Below are 20,834 nucleotides of genomic sequence, written 5' to 3' on the forward strand. Positions count from 1 at the left end.
CGGTGGCGCCGGACCCTTTCGGATCCGGTCCGGCGCCACCGGCAAGCGTTTGCAGAAATCCACTGATCAGCGCAGGCGGTGCGCCCCCTTGGACGGCAGCGCGGTGAACACGTCCGGAGCGCCGAAACCACGTTCGGCGAAGGCCGCACGTACCGCTTCACCGCAGGGGCCGACCCGATCGTCGTCCACGAGCGCGATCACGCAGCCACCGAAACCGCCTCCGGTGATCCGCGCGCCCAGCGCACCCGCGGTCAGCGCCGCGTCCACCGCCGTGTCGACCTCGGGGACGCTCACCTCGAAGTCGTCGCGCAGGGAGACGTGCGAGGCGGTGAACAGCGCGCCCACTTCGCGCGGTCGCCCGCCGCGCAGCAGTTCCACCGTCTTGAGGACCCGGTCGTTCTCCGTCACGATGTGCCGGGTCCGGGCGCGGGTGAGCTCGTCGGGCAGTTCCGCCAGGGCCTTGGGCAACGCCTCGACGGTGACGTCGCGCAGCGCCCGCACCCCGAGGAGCCGGGCGGCGTCCTCGCAGGTCCGCCGGCGTTCGGCGTAGGCGCCCTCCACCAGTCGACGCGGTGCCTTGGTGTCCACCACCAGCAGGGCCATGCCGTGCGCGGCGAGGTCGAACGGCTCCTGTTCGGTGGCCAGGGAACGACAGTCCAGGAACAACGCCCGCCCCTCGTCGGACAGCATCACCGCGGACTGGTCCATGATCCCGCAGGGCATGCCGACGAAGTCGTTCTCGGCGCGCTGTGCCAGGCGCGCGACCTCGGCCGGGGCGGGTTCGTCGCCGTACAGCCCGGTGGCGGCCAGGATCGTCGCGCAGCACAGCGCGGCCGAGGTCGACAGTCCGCTGCCGGCCGGGATGGTGCTGTCCACCAGCAGGTCGAGCCCGCCGATCCGGTGCCCCTCGTCGAGCAGGGCCCACAGTGAGCCCGCCTGGTAGGCGGCGCCCTCCGGGACCGTGCCCGGGGCCAGACCCGACAGGTCGAATTCGTGGGCGCCGGGGAACTGCGACGATCGCACACCCACCCGCCCGTCCGTGCGGCGGGCCGCCGCGATGGTCAGGCTGTGCGGCAAGGCCATCGGCAGCGCGAAACCGTCGTTGTAGTCGGTGTGCTCGCCGATGAGGTTGATCCGCCCAGGGGCGACCCACATCCCTTCCGGCCCGCGACCGAACGCCTCCTGGAATCGGCCCGCCAGTCCCCACTCGTCCACGTACGATGGCCCGCTCACGTCTCCACCCGCTTTCGGGTGAACTCCCAGGCGTCGGCCACGATCTCGTCCAGACCGCGAGTGGGCGACCAACCGAGTTCGGCGCGGGCCCGGTCGTTGGCCGCCACGAGGATGGCGGGGTCGCCCGCGCGTCGGGGACCGTCGACCACGGGAACGGGGTGGCCGGTGATCCGTCGGACCGCGTCCAGCACCTCGCGGACGCTGTATCCGCCGCCGCTGCCCAGGTTGTGGATCCGGTGCGTGCCCGGTTCCAGGTGCTCCAGGGCGCGCGAGTGGGCGTCGGCCAGGTCGCGAACGTGCAGGTAGTCCCGGATCGCGGTGCCGTCGGGGGTGGGGTAGTCGGTGCCGTGCACCGAGGCGTGCTCCACCTCCCCGGTGGCCACCTTCAACAGGTTGGGGATGAGGTGGGTCTCCGGGTCGTGCCGCTCGCCGAGCCCGCCGTGCGCCCCGGCGACGTTGAAGTAGCGCAGGCTGATGGCGCCCAGACCGTGGGCGCGCGCCCACCCGGTGAGCATGTGGTCCACGGCGAGCTTGCCCGCGCCGTAGGGGTTGGTGGGCGAGGCCGGGTCGGTCTCGCGCAGTGGCGTGTCCGAGGTGGGGTCACCGTAGGTGGCGGCGGTGGAGGAGAACACCAGCCGGTCCACACCGTGTTCGCGCATGGCCTCCAGCAGGGCGAGGGTGCCGCCGACGTTGGTGTGCCAGTACGGTCCGGGGTCCTGCGCGGACTCGCCCACCAGGGATTTTCCGGCGAAGTGCAGCACGGCGTCGAAGGAGGGGTCGAGGACTCGGGTCGCGTCGTGGATGTCCCCCTCGACGAAGGAGGCTCCGCCGGGGACGGCGTCGCGGTGACCGGCGGAGAGCACGTCGAGCACGGTGACCTCGTGCCCTACCTCCAACAGCAGTGCTGTGACGACGCTGCCGACATAACCGGCGCCGCCGGTGACGAGGAGTTTCACGGGGTGGCCTCTCGGATGCGTTGGGCGGTGGTCTCGGGCGCGATGTCGTTGATGAACACGCCCATGCCGGACTCGGTGCCGGCGAGGTACTTGAGTTTGTTCTCGGCGCGGCGGATGGAGAAGATCTCCAGCCGCAGCCGGGACAGGTCCCGGGCCTCGGAGTCGCGGACGGGCGCCTGGTGCCAGGCGGAGATGTAGGGCAGCGGCTTGTCGAAGAGCCGGTCGAGCCCGCCGAGCAGGTCGGTGTACAGCTCCGCGAAGGCGTCACGTTCGGCGTCGTCGAGCGAGGGCAGGTCGGGGACGTCGCGATGCGGGTAGACGTGCACCTCCACCGGCCAGCGGGCGGCCTCGGGCACGAACGCGGTCCAGTGCTCGTTCCGCAGCACCACGCGCGGCCCCTCGCGTTCGGCGGACAGGATGTCCTCGAACAGGTCGCCGCCGGTCTCCTCCCGGTGTGCGCGGGCCGAGGCCACCACGGAGGTGGTGCGGGGGGTGACGAACGGCAGCGCGTAGATCTGACCGTGCGGGTGGCTCAGGGTCACCCCGATCTCCTCGCCCCGATTCTCGAAGCAGTACACCTGCTCGATGCCGGGCCGTTCGGCGAGCGCGGCGCTGCGATCGGCCCAGGCGTCGACGATGGTGCGCACACGGGCGCTGCCCAGCTGTGCCATCGAGGTGTCGTGGTCGGAGGAGAAGCAGAGCACCTCGCAGCGTCCCTCGTCACCGCTGAGCGACGGGAAGCGGTTCTCGAACGCGACCACGTCGTAGTCGGCGGCGGGGACCTCGGTGTGCCGGTCGACGGTGGAGGGGCACAGCGGGCACTGGTCGCTGGGCGGTAGGTGGGTGCGGCTCTGGCGGTGCGCGGCCACCACGACCTGCTCGCGGGTCAGCGGATCCCGGCGCAGTTCGGATCCGGGGGCCCGTTCGGGCAGGTCGCGGGGGTCATGGAGTTCGCGGTGCGCGTCTTCGGATTCGTCGAAGTAGATGATCTCGCGGCCGTCGGCCAGGCGCGCGGTGGTCTTTCTCATCCGGTCTCCCGGGGGACGTCGGTGACCACGAGGTCGCCCACGTGGTCTTGAAGGGTGTGTCGGGCGTCCGTGGCGAGCCCGTCGTCGGTGACGAGCACGTCGCAGCGGTTCAAGGGGGTGATGGTGCTGATTCCGACGGTGTCCCACTTACTGGAGTCGGCGGCGACCACCAGGGTCGCGGCGGACTCCACCAGGGCGCGGTTGGTCTCGGACTCCATCAGGTTGGGTGTGGTGAATCCGGCCCGTTCGTGCATGCCGTGCACGCCCAGGACCAGGGTGTCCAGGTTGATCCCGTGTACGGAGGCGAGGGCGAGCGGGCCCACGAGGGCGTCGGAGGGGGTGCGGAACCCGCCGGTCAGCGCGACGGTCTGGTCGGAGCGCTCCGAGCGGTGGAAGACCTCGGCGACGGGCAGCGAGTTGGTGATGACGGTGAGACCGGGGGTGTCGCGCAGGTACTCGGCGACCAGCGCCGTGGTGGTCCCGGCGGACAGGCCGACGGCGCTGTTCGGTTCGACGAGGTCGGCCACGGCCCGCGCGATGGCGTGCTTCTCGGCCGCCTGCCGGGTCGACTTGGCCTGGAAGCCCGGTTCCTCGGTGCGGGGGCCCTCGGGGGCGACCGCGCCGCCGTGCACCTTGCGCAGGGCGCCGCGTCCCTCCAGGGTGTCGAGGTCGCGTCGGATGGTCATGTCGGACACGGCCAGGGACGCGACGAGGTCGGTGACGCGGACGCTTCCGTCCTGCCGGAGCCGATCGAGGATCAGCTCCTGTCGTTGCGCGGCCAGCATCCTGCCCCCTGTGATCGAAAATGTTGGATTCTGTTGAATCAAAGTCTCATTGGCTGGTCGGTCACTGTCAATGGGGGTCTGGTTCCGGGAGGCGTGTGGGAAACCGTTGATAAGCGTTGACATTTCGCGGGTGCAGTGTCGACGATGTGGAGGTTCGTGTCGGCACTCACACACTCGATGGACCCTCGCGTGGCCGGACCGATTCTGGGAGCGATCAAGGATGACCAACCAGCGCACCATCACCCTGCGGGCCGCCGGGGCCGCCCTGGTCCTGCGCGTGCCGGAGAGCGGTCTCCCGCACGTCCTGCACTGGGGCGCGGACCTGCCCGACTTCGAGGGGCTGGCCCTGGCCGCCGAACCCCCGGCCGCCAACAACGGCGTCGACGTTCCCACCTACGTCTCCCTGGTGCCGACCCAAGGTGAGGGATGGCGCGGACACCCCGGGCTGGCCGGGCACCACGAGGGGCGGATCACCTATCCGGCCTGGTCGCGGGTGGAGGTCGACGTGGATCCGTTGGAGGGCGCCGAACCCGGCGTGGGCGGACGCGTCACCGTCTCCGCCGAGGGCGGTGGTCTTCGACTCCGCACCGAACTGCGCATGGAACCCGAGGGGCTGGTCCGGGTCCGGCACACCGTCACCAACCTCGATCCGGCCCCCTGGACCCTGGACACGCTCAACGTCACCCTCCCGCTGCCCCGCGAGGCCGAGGAGGTCCTGGACCCGACCGGCCGTTGGGTGCGCGAACGTGTCCCGCAGCGCTCGCCGTTGGGCATGGGCACCCGCACTCGGGCCTCGCGCCGGGGGCGCACCGGCCACGACTCCCCGCTCGTTCTCACCGTCGGGACCCCGGGCTTCGGGTTCCGCGAAGGTGAGGTCTGGGGCGTGCACACCGCCTGGAGCGGCGACCACGTCCACCTGGCCGAACGTCTCCCCGAGGGTGCGGGGCAGGCCGACGCGGTCATCGTCGGCGGCGAACTCCTCCACCCCGGCGAGGCGCGTCTGGGGCGGGACGAGTCCCACACCACCCCATGGGTGTTCCTGAGCTGGTCCGATCAGGGCCTGGACGGGATGTCCGGCCGCTTCCACCGCTGGCTGCGCGCCCGCCCCGAACACCCCTCCTCACCGCGCCCGGTGGTGCTCAACACCTGGGAGGCGGTCTACTTCGACCACGACCTGGACCGACTGAGGGAACTCGCCGACACCGCCGCGCGCATCGGCGTGGAACGGTTCGTCCTGGACGACGGCTGGTTCCGTGGCCGCCGCGACGACACCGCAGGCCTCGGCGACTGGACGGTCGACGACCAGGTGTGGCCGGACGGTCTGCACCCGCTGTTCGACCACGTGCGCTCCCACGGGATGCGGGTGGGGCTGTGGGTGGAACCCGAGATGGTCAACCCCGACTCCGACCTCGGACGCGCCCACCCGGAGTGGTTCCTCGCGCCGCAGGGCCGCCCCGCGCTGCCCAGCCGCAACCAACAGGTGCTGGACCTGGGCCGCCCCGAGGCGCTGGAGTACGTGTTCGAGCGCCTGGACGCCCTGGTCACCGAGTACCGACTCGACTACCTCAAGTGGGACCACAACCGCGACCTCTTGGAAGCCGTGCACGCGCCCACCGGTTCCGCCGGGGTCCACCACCAGACCCTGGCCGTGTACGAACTCATCGATCGGCTCCGGGCCCGTCACCCGGGGCTGGAGATCGAGTCGTGCTCCTCCGGGGGCGGCCGCGTCGACCTGGGCATCCTCGCCCGCACCGATCGGGTGTGGGCCTCCGACAACAACGACCCCCTGGACCGGCTCGCCATCCAACGGTGGACCGAGCTGCTCCTTCCCCCCGAACTCATCGGCGGCCACGTGGGCGCTCCGGAGTCGCACACCACCGGCCGGGTCGCATCGCTGCCCACCCGGCTGCTCGCCGGCCTGTTCGCCCACGCCGGGATCGAGTGGGACGTCACCACCTGCGACGAGACCGAACTCGCCGCGCTGGCCTCCTGGATCCGGCTGTACAAGGAGATGCGCCCGCTGCTGCACTCGGGGGACGTGGTGCACGCCGACACCCCCGACCCGGCCGAACAGCTCGACGGCGTCGTGGCGACCGACGGCGGCGAGGCGCTGTTCCGGTACGCGCGACCGGAGGCGTCCGTGCGCGCGCTGCCCGGCCGGGTCCGCCTGCCCGGACTGCGCCAGGACCGCCGCTACCTGGTGCACTGGCGGCAGGACACGGGATGGCCCTCGACCATGCAGCAGGTGACGCCGGAGTGGTTCGGCGGCGAACCCCGAGAGTTCTCCGGGGCGGTGCTCGCCCGCGCCGGCCTCCAGATGCCCAACATCAACCCCGGTCAGCTGATCCTGCTCCACCTGAAGGAGGTCTGATGCCCGAGTACTCCGCGCTGGAGGGGTTCGCCCCATCGTCCGGGGCCCGTGCCCCGCGCGCCCGCCTGCGCTCCGACGCGCCCGACCTGGACCTGAACGGCGTCTGGCGGTTCCGCCTGCTGCCCGAGGCCCCGCAGGACACCGGCGGGTTCGAGGCGCCCGACTTCGACGACATGACCTGGGACGACCTGCCCGTCCCCGCCCATTGGCAACTGCACGGTCATGGGGCGCCCGCCTACACCAACGTGAACTACCCGTTCCCGCTGGACCCACCGTTCGTGCCCGACGAGAATCCCACGGGGGAGTACCGTCGCGTGTTCGACCTCCCCGAGGGATGGCCCAAGGGCGGCGGCGCGGTACTGCGCTTCGACGGCGTGGACTCCTTCTTCCGGCTGTGGGTCAACGGCATCGAGATGGGGTTCGCGACCGGCAGCCGGCTGGTGAGCGAGTTCGACGTGGGGCACCTGTTGCGGGCCGGGCGCAACGTCCTGGCGGTGCGGGTGCACCAGTGGTCCGCCGCGAGCTACCTGGAGGACCAGGACATGTGGTGGCTGTCCGGGATCTTCCGCGACGTCACCCTGCTGTCCCGGCCCGTCGACGGGATCGAGGATGTCACGGTCGTGGCCGACCACGACCACACCACCGGCGTGGGGACCCTGCGCGTGGACGTCACGGGCTTCCCCGGGGCCCGTGTCCATCTGCCCGAACTCGGACTCACCGACCTCGAACCCGGGATCGCGCACCGGGTGGGGGAGATCGAACCATGGTCGGCCGAGACACCGAGGCTCTACGATGCCGAGGTGGTGGCCCCCGGTGAACGGGTCCGGCTGCGGATCGGCTTCCGCACCGTCGTGATCGAGGACGGGGAGCTGAAGGTCAACGGCAGGCCCCTGCTGCTGCGCGGGGTCAACCGGCACGAGTGGCACCCAGACCACGGCCGCGCGGTGACACGGGAGACCATGCGCGAGGACGTGCTGCTGATGAAGCGGCACAACGTCAACGCGGTGCGGACCAGCCACTACCCGCCGCACCCGGACTTCCTCGACCTGTGCGACGAACTGGGCCTGTGGGTGGTGGACGAGTGCGACCTGGAGACCCACGGGTTCGAGGTGGTCGACTGGCGCGGCAACCCCTCCGACGACCCGCGTTGGCGCGACGCCTACCTGGACCGGATCCGGCGGACGGTGGCGCGGGACCGCAACCATCCCTCGATCATTCTGTGGTCGCTGGGCAACGAGTCCGGCCGGGGCGAGAACCTGCGAGCCATGGCCGACTGGGTGCACGAACACGAACCCTCCCGTCCGGTGCACTACGAAGGCGAGTGGGACAGCTCCTACGTGGACGTGTACTCGCGGATGTACCCCGAGCACGCCGAGGTCGAGGGCATCGGCCGTGGGGAGGAACCGGTGATCGAGGACCCGGAGGCGGACGATCACCGGCGTTCCCTTCCGTTCGTCCTGTGCGAGTACGCCCACGCCATGGGCGCCGGCCCGGGTGGGCTGGAGGAGTACCAGCGGCTCTTCGAGCGCCACCCGCGCCTGGTCGGTGGGTTCGTCTGGGAGTGGATCGACCACGGGATCCGGCGACGGGAACCCGACGGCACCGAGTGGTTCGCCTACGGGGGCGACTTCGGGGAGGTGCTGCACGACGGAAACTTCGTGGCCGACGGGTTGCTGCTGCCCGACCGGGTCCCGAGCCCCGGTCTGACCGCGCTGGCCCGCACCTTCGCCCCGCTGCGCCTCACGGTGGACCCCCGGGCCGCGACGGTGACGGTGGAGAACCTGCTGACCTTCGCCGACACCGCCCACCTGGCCTTCGACTGGGAGGTGGCCGAGGAGGGCGAGGTGTTCGGTGGTGGGAGCCTGCCGGTTCCCGTGCTCGCCCCCGGCGAGCGGATCGAGGTGCCGCTGCCGGAGGTGCCCCGTGGTGAGGGCGCGGAGACCTGGCTGACCGTCACCGCGCACCTGACCGACGACCTTCCATGGGCCGGGTCGGGCCACGAGGTGGCGTGGGGACAGGCACCCTTGGTCGATCGGAGGCCCGCACCCGAGCAGGCGCCGGCGCGGCCGCTGCTCGACGGCGAGGGACTGCGGCTCGGCCCCGGTCTGTTCGACGCCGGAACCGGCCGGTTGCTCACGGTGGGCGGCCTCGACGTGGGCGAACCTCGGGTGGGGGTCTGGCGTGTCCCCACCGACAACGACGAGGGTCTGCACGGCATGGGGCTCGCCCCGTTCTGGCGAGGGCTCGGGCTGGACCGGCTCACCGAACGACGGGTGGCGGTGGACGTGGCCGACGACGCCCTGGAAGTACGCACCCGCCTCGCGCCGGCCGCCCGTGACCTGTGCCTGGACGCCACCTACCGGTGGACCGCCGACGCCGACACGCTCTGGCTGGACCTGACCGTGACGGCGACGGGGGAGTGGATCTGTCCGCTGCCGCGCCTGGGCATCGACCTCACCCTGCCGGGCGCCTTGGGCGCGATCGAGTGGTTCGGGTACGGGCCCGGCGAGGCGTACCGGGACATGGCCCAGGGGGTGCGGATCGGCCGGTTCACCGACACGGTCGACGGGTTGCAGACCCCCTACCTGCGCCCACAGGAGAACGGCCGGCGGATCGGCACGCGGTGGCTGGAGCTGTGGGACGAGGCCGGCTCCGGGCTTCGGGTCCAGGGCGACCCCGAGTTCGAGTTCACCGCGCGACGGTGGAGCGACCACGAGTTGGACGCGGCCCGACACCCGCACGAGCTGGTCGCGGGGGACCGGGTGCACCTGCGGGTGGACGCCGATCACCACGGGTCGGGTTCAGCCTCCTGCGGTCCGGGTGTGCTGCCAGTCCACGGGCTCCTCGCGGGGACCCACCGGCTCCGCGCGGGCCTCACCCGGCTCCGCGGCTGAGGCGGTACGGCGCGGTGGTCGGTGCGCGGTGAGCTGGACCAGCAGCACCGCCCCGACCGCCGCCAGAGCGCCCAGGCCCTGCGTCACGGTGAGGGTCTCGTTCAGTACGAGGAAGCCGAGGAGCGTGGCGGTGAGCGGACTGGCGAAGGACATGAAGGACACCGCGAGGGCGGGGAGCCGTTCGATGCCGCGGAACCACACCACGTAGGAGAGCAGCGCGCCGAACAGACCGAGGTAGACGTAACCGCCCAGGTTGGCCATGGTGATCGAGGACGGCAGCCCCTCCACCAGCAGGGTCGGGGGAAGCAGCACGAGTCCACCGGCGGTGAGCTGCCAGCCGGTGGTCGCGAGCACGCCCACCCCCTCGGGGCGGCCCCAACGTTTGGTGAGCACGATCCCCGAACCCATGCACACCGCCCCGAGCAGGCCGGCCACAACGCCGATCGGGTTCAGCGCGGCCTCGGGGCCCACCACGAGCAGTGCCACGCCCAAGGCGCCCAACAGGCAGGCCAGGGCGTGGGCCGGGCGGATGGCCTCGCGCAGAACCAGCGCCCCGAGCAACAGCACGATCACCGGCTGGACCGCCATCACCAGGGCCGCGACCCCGCCGGGCAACAGGTAGGCGGCGATGTAGAGCAGGTAGAGGAAGGCGCCGATGTTGAGGGTGCCCAGGACGAGCGCGCGCCACCACCACACGCCCTTGGGCAGGGAGCGGGTGATGAGCAGGAGGAGCAGCCCGGCGGGCAGGGCGCGGGTGAGCGCGGCCAGGAACGGCCGGTCGGGCGGCAGGAATTCCGTGGTGATCAGGTAGGTGCTGCCCCAGACCATGGGGGCGAGCGCGGTGATCAGGGTGTCGGCGGCGGTCCGCCCACGGCCGCTCACCGTGTTCCCCGGGCGGTCTCGTCGGCGGAGGGGGCCATGAAAAACCTTTCGATGTCGAAATGTTCGATGTCGAAAGGTTAGGTCGGTTTCGGCGGACCCGTCAAGCGAGCGCCGTTAGGATCACGTCATGAACGACGCCGTCGACCTGTACCTCGCCCAGTGGAACCGGGAGCGCCCCGACCTCGACGTCTCACCGATGGCGATCATCGGTCGGATGAACCGCCTACAGCAGATCCTGGGTCGAGGGGTCGGTGACCACCTGGCCGGACACGGCCTGGAGCGCTGGGAGTTCGACGTGCTCGCCACGCTGCGGCGGTCGGGCGCGCCGGACCACAGGCTCGGCGCCAAGGATCTGGTGCGGATGACCATGGTGGGTTCGTCCGCCATGACCAACCGCGTGGATCGCCTGGCCGAACGCGGCCTGGTCCACCGGGAGGTCGATCCCGCCAACCGACGCCGTGTCCTCATCGGCCTCACCGACGAGGGCCTCGCCATGGTCGACAGGGTGGTGGAGGACCACGTGGCCAACGAGAGTCGCCTGTTGGAGGGGCTCGACCCGGGCGAACGCGAACAGTTCGTCCACCTACTGCGCAAGCTGCTGCTCTCCCTCGGCGACAGCGCCCCCGAAGGGGAACAGGGTCGAATCCGGACATGACGAAGGGGAGGCCCCGTGGGACCTCCCCGGCTGTTCGTGGTCGGACTAACCGCTCTTGGGCTTGTCGTCCGGGCTCAGGGCGTCCTTGACCTTCTCGCCCGCCTGCTTGAGCTTGGACTTGCTCTGCTCGGTCTTGCCCTCGGCCTTCCACTGATCGTTGTCGGTGGCCTTGCCGAGGTTCTCCTTGGCCTTGCCCTTGAACTCGTCGAACTTGTTCTCGACCTTGTCACCCTCTGACACGGTGGCCTCCCTCGATCGGTTCCACTTGTAGCCCTGACCGATCGGAGCGACTCGCAATCATGTCGTGCGCCACGGATGTGCCGAGGGTGATCGAGAACACCCTGTACGCGGTCAGGGGGCGACGGGCACGACCGAGTCGAAGGGGGCGTGGGTGGAGAGCCGCTGCTCGATGCCGCCGCGGACCATCGTCTTGGCGGTACGGACGGCGTCGCCGACGGCCGTCCCCTTGGCCAGTTCGGCGGTGATGGCGGCCGCGAAGGTGCAGCCGGCGCCGCTCACGCGCTCCTCGCCGATCTTCGGTCCGCTCAGCACGGTGACCTCCTCGCCGTCGAAGTAGACGTCGACGGCGTCGGGGCCGGGCAGTTCGGTGCCGCCCTTGACGATCACGTGCTTCGGTCCGAGCTCGTGGATGCGACGGGCCGCCTCGATCAGGTCGTCGACGGTCTCCAGGCTCTCCATGCCGGCGAGGGTGCGGGCCTCGAAGTGGTTCGGGGTGATGACCGTGGCCAGTGGCAGGATCTGCGCGGTCAGGGCCTTGTCGGTGTCCAGGGCCGCACCCGGCTCCTGCCCCTTGCAGATGAGGACGGGGTCCAGGACCACGTGCCGCCAGGTCTGACGTTGGAGCGCCTCGGCCACGACGTCGATGGTGTCGGGGGTGCCGAGCATGCCGATCTTCACGACGTCCAGGTCGTGGCAGCTCGTCGCGGCCTCGATCTGGTCGGTGATGACACCCGGGTCGACCGGCACGAAGCGGTGGTTCCAGTCGTTCTTCGGGTCGAAGGAGACGATGCAGGTGATCGTCCCGACGCCGTAGACGCCCAGTTCCTGGAAGGCCTTGAGGTCGGCCTGGATGCCGGCTCCGCCGGTGGCCTCCGACCCTGCGATCACGTACGCGCGGTTGGTCATCGTAAGCCAACCTCCCTCTGCTCGTTGTGCGGTTGCGCGGTGTCGGGGCCCTGAAGGGTCACGAACCCACTGGACATTGCACCACAGCTGGTCATTTCCGGCATATCGGATATCCGCCATGGTGGCCCCACCCCCGAAAGTCTAGTTTCGTTCGGGCGCCGTTCACCTCGCGGGCGCGGCTCACCTCTCGGCGAGAAGCCGATCGGTGGTGTCGTATCCACTCGCGTAGGCACCCTCCACGGTGTTCTCCCCGGTGGTCGGCTCGCCCGCGAAGTACAGGACACCCTCCAACGGCGAGGCCAGCGTGGCCGGGGCGTCGTGCGCGCCGGGCGGGACGTACAGGTACGCGCCCCGACTGAACTCGTCGGCCGCCCAGTCGTGCGTGGTGCGGGCGACGGGTTCGGGCACCTCCTCGCCCAACGACGAGGACAGGGCCGCGAGCCCGGCCACGAACCGGTCCCCGACCTCTAGGCCCAGCAGGCGGCGGGCGTTGTCCCCGGCCGCCCAGGCGACCACGACCTCCGGGTCGCCCCGGGACAGGCACCAGAACACGAACCCCGAGTCCTCGTCCCAGCCGAGTACGTCCTCCTCCTCGGGGAAGACCGCCCGGTCGAACTCGTACACGAGCTTGAGGGCGTCGGTACGATCCAGCGACTCCACCGCACCGCGGTGCGAGCCCGGAAGCGCGGGGTCGAAGACCACGTCCCCCTCCTTGAGCACCCCGATCGGCAGCGCGACCACGCAGCGGTCGGCCCGCACCTCCAACACGCCCCGAGGACTCTCCGCCACCACGTCCACGCCCCGGCCGGACCATCGGATCCGGCGCACCGCGTGCCCGAGCCGTACGTCCAGGTCGTAGGCGAGGGGCGGCAGGATCCGGTCGTACCCGCCCACCACCCGGAAGTTCTCCCGGGGCGAGGACCACCAGTCGAACAGCCCGGACTCGCTCATCCACAGCGCGCTCCACCGGTGCAGCGGCTCGTTGTCGAGGGACACCGGTGGCCACCGGTCCGGTGGAACCTCCATGCGGTCGAGGTAGGCGGCGGCGTCCTCGACGGCGGTCGGTGGTCCGGAGACGTCCAAGGGTCGGTGGCTCCCGGCCCCGTGGCGCACACGGACGGTCTCGGCCCGCGCCTCCTCCACCAGTTCCCAGGTGTAGGCCTCGCGTCCGTGGATCAGGCCCGCGCCCAGTTCCACCGGCACGGAGGTGAAGTCGTGGTCGGTGTACAGTTGGCCGCCGATTCGGCCCCTGGCCTCCAGGACCACCACGGAAAGGCCGTGGTCGACGAGGTTGCGCGCCGCCGACAGGCCGGTCACCCCGGAGCCCACCACGACCGCGTCCCACCGTTCCCGGCGTCGGGCGGCGTCGCCGGCCGGCAGGAACGCGCCGCCCAGCAGTACACCCGCGCCCACCAACGCCGATCTGCGGCTCGGAGGGCCCCCGGCGTGATCGTCCGCCCGTGGGACGTGCACCGCCATGCCGCCTCCCGCCTCTCGTCGAGCCCGCACCCCGACGGGTACGGCGCCTCCGCATTATCCAGGGAACGGCCTTGCGATAATAAAAATATGTCCGTAATATTTTTATATGGCACGTAACGCCGACCACGACGAGAGAAGGCGGCAGGTCGCCGAGGCCCTGCTGCGCACCGTTGCCCGCAAGGGCCTGGCCAAGACCACACTGGCCGATGTCGCCGACGAACTCGGTGCCTCGGTCGGCCTGGTCCAGCGTTACTTCCGAAGCAAGGGCGCCCTGCTCCGGTTCGGGATCGAGCACATGTACCGGCGGAGTGAGGAGCGGTTCCGAGAGGTGGAACCGTCCCCGCCGATGCGTGACTTCCTCCTGCGCCTGGCGCTGACGCTCCTGCCCCTGGACGAGGAACGGCGCATGGAACTCGGCGTCTGGCTGGAGTTCCTGCCCACCACCATCACCGATCCCGAGATGGCCGACCTGCACGCCTACGCCACTGGCGAGGTCGTGGCGGGCTTCGAGCGGGTGTTGGTCGCCGCGGGGGAGAGGGGCGAACTGATCGATGGGGCGGAACCCCGTTGGGAGGCCCGATCCCTCTACGCACTGGTGGACGGCCTCACCGTCCACCAGCTGACCAGCCCGGACATATACGACGACGCCGGGGCCCAGGCCCTGCTCCAGCGGCACATCGATCGAATCTTCGACTTCGACGAGAAGGAGTCCTGACATGACCCGGGTCACGGGGGCCGTGGAAACCGGATCCGTGGGACGGACGAGCGGGCGCTTACCCCTGCTCGACGTCCTGCGGGGGGTGGCCATCCTGGGCACGCTGGCCACCAACGTGTGGTTGTTCACCGCGCCGGGCGGCGAGTCCGTCATGCTTTACGACACCGGTGCGATGAGCCCGATGTCCGCCTTCGTGGAGAACCCGTCGGTGGCCACCCTCGTGGAGGGGCTCTTCCGGACCGCCGCCAACGGCAAGTTCCTCGCCCTGCTCACCCTGCTGTTCGGGGTGGGACTGGCCATACAGTTCCGTTCGACGGCCAAGCGTGGCGCACGATGGCCGGGCGCCTACAAGTGGCGGGCGCTCTTCCTCTTCGTCGAGGGCTCGGTGCACTTCACCCTGGTCTTCGCCGCGGACGTGCTCATGGGGTACGCGCTGGTCTCCCTGCTGGTGGCGTGGTCGCTCACCAGGTCGGAGAGGTTCCGGAACACGGTGATGTGGCTGTCCCTGACCCTGCACCTGGCCTTCATGGGGTTGTTGACCGCGGCCCTGGCCGTCCTCCCCGAAACGAACGCGGAGGTGCCGCGCGAGGCGGTGGACCTCTACGCGCGAGGCTCCTACCTCGACCAGATCGCCTTCCGCCTGGACAACGCCATGGCCCTGCGGACGGAACCGATCATCACCTTCGCGCTGATGGTGTTCATGTTCCTACTGGGTGTTCGCCTGTTCCGGGCCGGTGCCTTTGGTCCGGACCCGACGGGACGGCGGATCCGGGCCCGGCTGGCGGGCTGGGGGATGGGCCTGGGACTGCCGCTCACCCTGATCGTCTCCCTGGCCGGACCGGACTGGTTCCTCCTGGATCGCTACGTGGTCGCCCCCTTGGTGGCCTTGGGCCTGATCGGCCTGATCGGCCGGCTGCTGGACCACGTCACGGGCGACGGGCCGGTGGTGACGTCACTGAGCGCGCTCGGCCGGATGGCGATGACCGGGTACGTGGCGCAGAACGTCGTCCTGATGGTCCTCTGCTACGGATTCGGACCGGGCCTGGCCGAGCGGATGGCCGGCACCGGGCCATGGTGGGTGCTCGGTCTGTGGTTCGGGACGTCCCTGCTGCTGTTGGTCGCCTCGACCCTCTGGCTGCGCCGATTCGCCCAAGGCCCGTTGGAGGCCATGCAAAGGCGAGCGCTGTCCCGTGCCCGCTGAACGACAACGCCCAAGGGAGGGGAGAACCCACGTGAACCACGACCGTGGGGCGGGCATCCAACCCGGTATGCCCGACAGCAATCCCCAAGCGGCCTTCCTGAACCTGCTGGCCTCCACCTACGCCCGCTACGGCGTCGAGATCCAGGCGCTCCCGCCCACAGGGATGCGCCTACCGCTGCCACCGAACGACCAGGGCCGCGATTCCCTCGACATCGACTACGCCGACACCGCGGCCCAGGTGCTCCAGCAGCCGGAGGACCAACACCCGGAGTTCGCCGAGCAGATCGTGTTCGGCATGATGCGGCAGCTGCGTTCGCGCGGCATCGCCTTCGGAACCCACTACCCGCCCCTGTCCACGGACCTGGCCCGGCAGGTCATGCTGGCCGCGCTGCGCTCAGGCGGCCTGAACGCCCACTTCGACTTCCCCGATTCCCTCCTGCTGACGCTGCCGGACGGGGGCACGCTCCGCAAGGACGTGGGCGGTCTCCTGCCACTGCTCGAAGGCTTGGACGAGGAACACGCCCTGGAGAAGGCGGTCGAGTTCGCCGCGGCCCTGGCGAACCAGGTCTCGGAGGTACAGACCCCCGTCAGCCCCGAGAGGTTGCGCACCCGGCTCTACGCGGAGTCGTCCTTCCCCGAGGGCGTCCTGGCGAAGATGGTGGCTCGCCCGATGGCCACCGGGGTGGCGGAGGTCGTGGTCCTCGACCTTCCCGACACCATCCGGCCGTTGACCCCGGGCGACCTCGAAGGGCTCGGCCTGGGCGTGGAGCAGGCCTTCGACCGGGCCGTCGAAGGCTCTCTGAGCGAACCGGTCGAGGTCTCCCGTATGGACGCCGGAGGCACCTCGATCGTGCATATCGGCAGCGAGAACGGCTTCTACGCCGCATCCCACCTGCACGTCCTCGCCCGCCACCTGGGAGAGGCCCGCTACGGGGCGCTCGTGGTGTTCCCGTCCCCGCCGGTGCTGATGGCGCATGTCCTGGGCGCGAGCGCCAACCCGATCGGCGCGATGAGCACCCTGCAGGAACTGGCGGCGCGCTTCGCCGCCGACGCCGGCAAGCCCATCAGCGACAAGCTGTACTGGTGGCGACCGGAATCGGCCGCGGGCGGGCGCCCCCGGCTGGCCGAGGTGCGGATCGAACTCGACGAACAGACCCAGAGGGCCGGCGTGTACTCCGAGGACGAGGACTTCCTCCCCCTCCTGCGGTCCCTGAACTGACCCCGGACCCGGATCGAATCCGACGGTTCGGTCAACTCGACGGAGGGGTGTCGGCCGGTTTCGTGAACTGTCCCGGCCGGCGTCCCTCACCCGGCCCGCCCGCGTAGGTCTGGCCCACGCGAAGCCACTCCTCGGCCGCCGCGCCTCGTGCCTTCAGATCGGTGTCGGCGACGTGTCGACGTCGGGTCAACACCAGACAGAACTCCAGCGCGTCGCCGGTGACCACGTCCTCGGCCTCGTCGGGGCCCAGCCGCCACGGACCGCCGTCGGGCGCGGTCAACTCCACCCGCACCGGGGCGTCCGGGGCGCTGAGGCCCCGGGCGAGATAGCTGTAGGGGCGCACCCGCAGCGCGAGGTGGGCGATGTGGCGGAGCCGGTCGGTGGGAACGCGCTCCACCCCAAGGGCGTCCACGATGTCCTGACCGTGCGCCCACGTCTCCATCAGTCGCGCGGTGGCCTTGGACGCCACGCTCATCGCCGGCCCGAACCAGGGCACCCGGGTGCCGGCCGGAGCCTCGCTCAGGGCCTCCCGCAACCCCGACGAGCACCGTCGCCACTCCACCAGCAGGTCGGCGGGGGTGAGCGCGGTCAGTGGAGCGGCCGCCGCGTCCACGAACCCCTCCGGGTCCGCCATGGCATCGGTCAGGAGCCGATCGAAACCCGCCTGGTCGGTCAGGGCGATGAGCGCGGCGCCGTCGAAGAACGCCAGGTGCGCCACCTGATCGATGATGGTCCAACCGGGGGCGGGTGTGGGCCTGGCCCATTCGGCGGAGTCGACCCCGGCCAGGAGGGTGGCCAGCTCCTCCTGTTCGGCGCGCAGGTCTTCGATGAGGGCTTGCGTGTCGACCACGGGAACTCCTCCAGGGGGCGGTCGGCCAACGGAGTTGACCAACGTGTCATGTTCTGCGCACCATAACAAAATGTGAAGTGGATCTCTCCGGGGAGAGGGTGCGAAACGAAGATGACCACGACCGAAGACCACGGGACCGACCGGTGGAACACGCCCGAGCGTGCCGCGCTGCGCGAGACGGTCCGCACCTTCGCGGCCAGGGAGATCCTGCCCCACGTGGAACGGTGGGAGGACGAGGGCGAACTCCCCCGTGACCTGCACCGGGCCGCCGCCCGGGTCGGGCTGCTGGGACTGGGCACACCAGGGTCGGTGGGCGGTGAGGGCGAGATGATCGACCAACTCGTGGTGTCGGAGGAGGCCGTCCTGGCCGGGGTGCCCACCGGGGTTCTGGCCTCCCTGTTCACCCACGGCATCGCACTGCCCGCCCTGATCGCCGACGGCCGTGAACACCTGGTGCGCGACTACGTCCGTCCCACCCTGGCGGGCGAACTCGTGTGCGCCCTCGCCATCACCGAACCGGACGCCGGATCCGACGTCGCGCACCTGCGCACCCGGGCGGTCCGCGACGGCGACGAGTGGGTGCTCGACGGGGCCAAGACCTTCATCACCTCCGGCTACCGCGCCGACTTCGTGACCGTGGCGGCCCGTACCTCCGACACCGGGCACGAGGGCATCTCCCTGTTCGTCGTGGACCGAGACACCCCCGGCTTCACCGCCACCCGCCGGCTCGACAAGATGGGCTGGCGTTCCTCCGACACCGCCGAACTCTCCCTGGTCGACGTGAGGGTGCCCGCCGATCACCTGGTGGGCCGTGTGGACCAGGGTTTCTACCAGATCATGGACCAGTTCGCGAGTGAACGGATCGCGATGTCCGTGCAGGCCTGCGCGGTGGCGCGACGTTGCGTGGACCTGTCCGTGGCGTGGGTGCGCGAACGCGAGGCCTTCGGTGGCCCGCTCGCCAAACGCCAGGTCCTGCGGCACCGCCTGGTGGAGATGCACCGCCGCACCGAGGTCGCCACCTCCTACGTGCGACGGATCGCCGAACGGCTCCAGGACGGGGAACCCCTCATCGCCGAGGTCGCGATGGCCAAGAACACCGCCACCGAAGCGATGGACCACGTGGTCGACAACGCCGTCCAGCTGCACGGCGGTATGGGGTTCATGCGCGGGACCGAGGTGGAACGCCACTACCGCGACGCGAGGGTCTTCAGCATCGGCGGCGGAACCTACGAGATCATGAACGAGGTCATCGCGAAGTTCCTCCCCTTGAGGTGACCGGACCGGCCCGGGGGAGTGGAGGGGACAGAGACGACCAGTGCGAACCAACGCCCGGACCGGGCGACCGCCCACCGAACGCGGTCGCCGTAAACGGGGTGCCCTCGTGCGGGCGGCCCGGGAGGTCTTCGAGGAACGGGGTTTCGAGGACACGCGGATCGCTCGGATCACCGGCCGCGCCGGGGTCGCCTACGGGAGCTTCTACACCTACTTCGACTCCAAGGAGGCCGTCTTCCACGAGGTGGCCAAGGGGGTGGCGGGGGAGATGTTCGACGCCGCGCGCTCGGCGGCGCCCATCGGCGCCGAACCGGTCGACCGGATCCGCCACTCCACCGAACGGTTCCTGGCGGCCTACCGGGAAAACGCGCGGATCATGCAGGTCATCGAGCAGATCTCGCCGCGGCACCCGGAGTTCCGCGCCCTCTTCCTGGAGATCCGCGGCCTGTTCGTCGAACGGATCGTCACGGGCACGCGACGACTCCAAGAGGAAGGGCTGGCCTCCACCGACATCGACGTGCCCACCACCGCGAGCATGCTCGGCGGCATGGTGGAGCACACCGCCCGCATGCTGTTCCTCTATGGCGAGGAACACGACGCCGACGTGGTGGTGGAGACCGCCACCCGACTGTGGGCGCGGGGGATCGGCCTCGACGGTGTTCCCTAGGGGCCTCCGCCGGCGCTTGGGCCCCGAACGAACAATCCCCCGTGGTTCCCCGAGCAGGGCCTCGATCGGTGAAGAACGTACAAGACCGGCGGACCCGCGCCGCGCGAGGATCCCATTATGGAGACCACAGACAAGCCCGTGCGCTTCGACACCAAGATCGCCGTCCTGCTCCGTGACGACCTGGCCGTCTGGCAGCGGCTCAACGTCACCGCGTTCCTGGTCGGCGGGCTCGGCACCCGGGTGCCCGAACTGGTCGGCCGGCACTACGAGGACGCCGACGGCAACGAATACCTGCCGATGTTCCGTCAACCGATCCTGGTGTTCGAGGCCGACAAGGAGACCATCACCAAGGCCCACGCCCGTGCGCTGAAACGGGAGGTGGAGCTTTCGGTGTTCACCTCGGACCTGTTCGCCACCGGCCACGACGACGACAACCGGGCCGCGGTGCGCGCGGTACCGGCGAACGACCTCGACCTGGTCGGCATGGCCGTGCACGGACCGAGGAACGGGGTGGACAAGGTCATCAAGGGCGCCCGGATGCACGGCTGAGCGCGTCGACCGACAGGCGCGCCCGGGCGTAGCGCCCCGGCTGCAGACCGAGCACCCGAGTGAAGTGCCGGTTCAGGTGGGCCTGGTCGTGGAACCCCGCGGTCACCGCGACGTCCTTGGGCGCCATCCCGTCGAGCAGCAGCCGCCGGGCCAGGTCCACCCGCCGACCCACCAGGTACCGGTGCGGAGGCATGCCGAATCGGCGCGCGAACACCCGTGCCAGGTGGGTGGGGTACGCGTGCAACGACTCCGAGGCCTCGGCCAGGGTCAGCCCCCGCACCGTGCGGTCGTCGAGCAGGTCGCGCAGGGCCTCGGCCAGACCGGGGTCCTCGGGGCGGGTCGCGGGGTCCACGGAACCGGACAGGTGCAGCCGCAACCGTTCGCGGACCAGGGCCAACCGGATCTCCGCCTCCAGCTCGTCCCCGATCCGCAGCAGCGCCCCGTGCAGGAGGTGGATGCGGTTCCGCAGCAGGGGGTCGTCGAACATGGGGTGGTCCACCGCGCGCCCCACGAGTTCGGGGGCGATCTGTTCGGGATCCAGGTACAGCACCCGTTTGCGCAGGCCCTGCTCGGTCACCGGGGTGCCGTTGTGCGGGACGTCCGGCGGCAACAGGGTGACCGTCCGGTCCAACGCCCCGTGCTCGTGTCGCCCCAGGTCGTAGCGGACGGTGCCGGAATCGATGATGAGCAGCGTCCAGGACCGGTGCGTGTGCATCGGGTAGGCGTGTCGGCGCATGTGGGTGTGGAACACCTCGGTGACACCCGTGACCCGCGGCCGCAGGACCACCGTGTCGGCGTGGCCGTCCATCAATTCTTCCTGAGGGGACCACCGGCTTTAGAGCTCATCTCATTTGGATTCTCGATAGCCTGGCCCGGTGTCGATGGTTGAGCGGTTGGTGCCGGACAAACTGTGGGAGCTGTTTCAACGGGTG

Annotated in this window: 19 protein-coding genes; 9 read left to right on the plus strand and 10 right to left on the minus strand. The window is 70.5% G+C overall.

Annotated elements, in window-relative coordinates:
- Positions 1-66 precede the first annotated feature (66 nt).
- From galK to ABZ717_RS23160, 4 genes are read right to left on the minus strand one after another with little or no spacing between them, the layout of a single operon-like run.
- Complete coding sequence (gene galK, locus ABZ717_RS23145; RefSeq protein WP_358513906.1) at positions 67-1,233, minus strand: galactokinase; 1,167 nt, start codon at positions 1,231-1,233, stop codon at positions 67-69.
- Positions 1,230-2,189: a UDP-glucose 4-epimerase GalE gene (gene galE, locus ABZ717_RS23150; protein ID WP_358513908.1), complete on the minus strand. Its 960-nt coding sequence runs from the start codon at positions 2,187-2,189 to the stop codon at positions 1,230-1,232. Before galE ends, galK begins: the two co-directional genes overlap by 4 nt.
- Entirely contained in the window at positions 2,186-3,217 is a 1,032-nt protein-coding gene (gene galT, locus ABZ717_RS23155) for a galactose-1-phosphate uridylyltransferase (RefSeq protein ID WP_358513910.1), read from the minus strand. Before galT ends, galE begins: the two co-directional genes overlap by 4 nt.
- Entirely contained in the window at positions 3,214-4,002 is a 789-nt protein-coding gene (locus tag ABZ717_RS23160) for a DeoR/GlpR family DNA-binding transcription regulator (protein ID WP_358513912.1), read from the minus strand. The genes galT and ABZ717_RS23160 overlap by 4 nt, the downstream gene beginning before the upstream one ends.
- Before the next feature lie 220 nt (positions 4,003-4,222).
- On the opposite strand from ABZ717_RS23160, the gene ABZ717_RS23165 reads away from it, so the two are divergent.
- Together ABZ717_RS23165 and ABZ717_RS23170 are read left to right on the plus strand one after the other, a co-directional pair.
- Complete coding sequence (locus ABZ717_RS23165) at positions 4,223-6,373, plus strand: alpha-galactosidase (protein WP_358513914.1); 2,151 nt, start codon at positions 4,223-4,225, stop codon at positions 6,371-6,373.
- Complete coding sequence (locus ABZ717_RS23170) at positions 6,373-9,267, plus strand: glycoside hydrolase family 2 TIM barrel-domain containing protein (protein WP_358513916.1); 2,895 nt, start codon at positions 6,373-6,375, stop codon at positions 9,265-9,267. The genes ABZ717_RS23165 and ABZ717_RS23170 overlap by 1 nt, the downstream gene beginning before the upstream one ends.
- Here ABZ717_RS23170 and ABZ717_RS23175 read toward each other — a convergent pair.
- Positions 9,175-10,149, minus strand: coding sequence for an EamA family transporter (locus tag ABZ717_RS23175; RefSeq protein WP_358513918.1), 975 nt, complete (start codon positions 10,147-10,149; stop codon positions 9,175-9,177). The two genes, ABZ717_RS23170 and ABZ717_RS23175, sit on opposite strands and share 93 nt — an antisense overlap.
- A 127-nt stretch (positions 10,150-10,276) precedes the next feature.
- On the opposite strand from ABZ717_RS23175, the gene ABZ717_RS23180 reads away from it, so the two are divergent.
- Entirely contained in the window at positions 10,277-10,804 is a 528-nt protein-coding gene (locus ABZ717_RS23180; protein ID WP_358513920.1) for a MarR family transcriptional regulator, read from the plus strand.
- 45 nt (positions 10,805-10,849) lie between these two features.
- Here the strand turns inward: ABZ717_RS23180 and ABZ717_RS23185 are convergent, their stop codons facing one another.
- From ABZ717_RS23185 to ABZ717_RS23195, 3 genes are all read right to left on the minus strand, one after another.
- Positions 10,850-11,044 carry a CsbD family protein gene (locus tag ABZ717_RS23185; RefSeq protein WP_358513922.1) on the minus strand — a complete coding sequence of 65 codons (195 nt, stop codon included), beginning with the start codon at positions 11,042-11,044 and terminating at the stop codon, positions 10,850-10,852.
- 111 nt (positions 11,045-11,155) lie between these two features.
- On the minus strand, positions 11,156-11,950 hold the full coding sequence (gene thiD / locus ABZ717_RS23190; protein WP_358513924.1) for a bifunctional hydroxymethylpyrimidine kinase/phosphomethylpyrimidine kinase: 795 nt from the start codon (positions 11,948-11,950) through the stop codon (positions 11,156-11,158).
- Between the two features lie 180 nt (positions 11,951-12,130).
- The gene (locus tag ABZ717_RS23195; RefSeq protein ID WP_358513926.1) at positions 12,131-13,429 is read right to left on the minus strand and encodes an NAD(P)/FAD-dependent oxidoreductase; all 1,299 of its coding nucleotides are present in this window, start codon (positions 13,427-13,429) and stop codon (positions 12,131-12,133) included.
- A gap of 106 nt (positions 13,430-13,535) precedes the next feature.
- On the opposite strand from ABZ717_RS23195, the gene ABZ717_RS23200 reads away from it, so the two are divergent.
- From ABZ717_RS23200 to ABZ717_RS23210, 3 genes are read left to right on the plus strand one after another with little or no spacing between them, the layout of a single operon-like run.
- Entirely contained in the window at positions 13,536-14,144 is a 609-nt protein-coding gene (locus ABZ717_RS23200) for a TetR family transcriptional regulator C-terminal domain-containing protein (RefSeq protein ID WP_358513928.1), read from the plus strand.
- A 1-nt stretch (position 14,145) separates the two neighbouring features.
- Positions 14,146-15,345 (plus strand): DUF418 domain-containing protein, encoded by a 1,200-nt coding sequence (locus ABZ717_RS23205; RefSeq protein WP_358513930.1) that lies wholly within the window; start codon positions 14,146-14,148, stop codon positions 15,343-15,345.
- A gap of 31 nt (positions 15,346-15,376) precedes the next feature.
- A complete protein-coding gene (locus ABZ717_RS23210; protein ID WP_358513932.1) occupies positions 15,377-16,564 on the plus strand; it encodes a hypothetical protein in 1,188 nt (395 codons plus the stop codon).
- Positions 16,565-16,595: 31 nt separating this feature from the next.
- Here the strand turns inward: ABZ717_RS23210 and ABZ717_RS23215 are convergent, their stop codons facing one another.
- The gene (locus ABZ717_RS23215) at positions 16,596-17,414 is read right to left on the minus strand and encodes a TIGR03084 family metal-binding protein (RefSeq protein WP_358513934.1); all 819 of its coding nucleotides are present in this window, start codon (positions 17,412-17,414) and stop codon (positions 16,596-16,598) included.
- Between the two features lie 111 nt (positions 17,415-17,525).
- Here ABZ717_RS23215 and ABZ717_RS23220 point away from each other — a divergent pair, with 111 nt between their 5' ends.
- The 3 genes from ABZ717_RS23220 to ABZ717_RS23230 all read left to right on the plus strand — a co-directional run bounded on the left by ABZ717_RS23220 (position 17,526) and on the right by ABZ717_RS23230 (position 19,902).
- Positions 17,526-18,689 carry an acyl-CoA dehydrogenase family protein gene (locus tag ABZ717_RS23220; RefSeq protein ID WP_358513936.1) on the plus strand — a complete coding sequence of 388 codons (1,164 nt, stop codon included), beginning with the start codon at positions 17,526-17,528 and terminating at the stop codon, positions 18,687-18,689.
- 40 nt (positions 18,690-18,729) lie between these two features.
- Entirely contained in the window at positions 18,730-19,353 is a 624-nt protein-coding gene (locus ABZ717_RS23225) for a TetR/AcrR family transcriptional regulator (protein WP_358513938.1), read from the plus strand.
- Positions 19,354-19,470: 117 nt separating this feature from the next.
- On the plus strand, positions 19,471-19,902 hold the full coding sequence (locus ABZ717_RS23230; protein WP_358513940.1) for a DUF2000 domain-containing protein: 432 nt from the start codon (positions 19,471-19,473) through the stop codon (positions 19,900-19,902).
- Here ABZ717_RS23230 and ABZ717_RS23235 read toward each other — a convergent pair.
- Positions 19,877-20,710, minus strand: coding sequence for an AraC family transcriptional regulator (locus ABZ717_RS23235; protein ID WP_358513942.1), 834 nt, complete (start codon positions 20,708-20,710; stop codon positions 19,877-19,879). The genes ABZ717_RS23230 and ABZ717_RS23235 overlap by 26 nt on opposite strands.
- Between the last annotated feature and the right edge of the window lie 124 nt (positions 20,711-20,834).

This window comes from Nocardiopsis sp. NPDC006832, assembly GCF_040635885.1.
Taxonomy (GTDB): Bacteria; Actinomycetota; Actinomycetes; order Streptosporangiales; family Streptosporangiaceae; genus Nocardiopsis.

Coding starts and splice junctions, on each gene's coding strand:
- ABZ717_RS23205 (WP_358513930.1), top strand. CDS start 14,146: ATGACCCGGGTCACGGGGGCCGTGGAAACCGGATCCGTGGGACGGACG.
- ABZ717_RS23195 (WP_358513926.1), bottom strand. CDS start 13,429: ATGGCGGTGCACGTCCCACGGGCGGACGATCACGCCGGGGGCCCTCCG.
- ABZ717_RS23170 (WP_358513916.1), top strand. CDS start 6,373: ATGCCCGAGTACTCCGCGCTGGAGGGGTTCGCCCCATCGTCCGGGGCC.
- ABZ717_RS23200 (WP_358513928.1), top strand. CDS start 13,536: ATGGCACGTAACGCCGACCACGACGAGAGAAGGCGGCAGGTCGCCGAG.
- ABZ717_RS23160 (WP_358513912.1), bottom strand. CDS start 4,002: ATGCTGGCCGCGCAACGACAGGAGCTGATCCTCGATCGGCTCCGGCAG.
- ABZ717_RS23235 (WP_358513942.1), bottom strand. CDS start 20,710: ATGGACGGCCACGCCGACACGGTGGTCCTGCGGCCGCGGGTCACGGGT.
- ABZ717_RS23180 (WP_358513920.1), top strand. CDS start 10,277: ATGAACGACGCCGTCGACCTGTACCTCGCCCAGTGGAACCGGGAGCGC.
- thiD (WP_358513924.1), bottom strand. CDS start 11,950: ATGACCAACCGCGCGTACGTGATCGCAGGGTCGGAGGCCACCGGCGGA.
- ABZ717_RS23220 (WP_358513936.1), top strand. CDS start 17,526: ATGACCACGACCGAAGACCACGGGACCGACCGGTGGAACACGCCCGAG.
- ABZ717_RS23165 (WP_358513914.1), top strand. CDS start 4,223: ATGACCAACCAGCGCACCATCACCCTGCGGGCCGCCGGGGCCGCCCTG.
- ABZ717_RS23230 (WP_358513940.1), top strand. CDS start 19,471: ATGGAGACCACAGACAAGCCCGTGCGCTTCGACACCAAGATCGCCGTC.
- galT (WP_358513910.1), bottom strand. CDS start 3,217: ATGAGAAAGACCACCGCGCGCCTGGCCGACGGCCGCGAGATCATCTAC.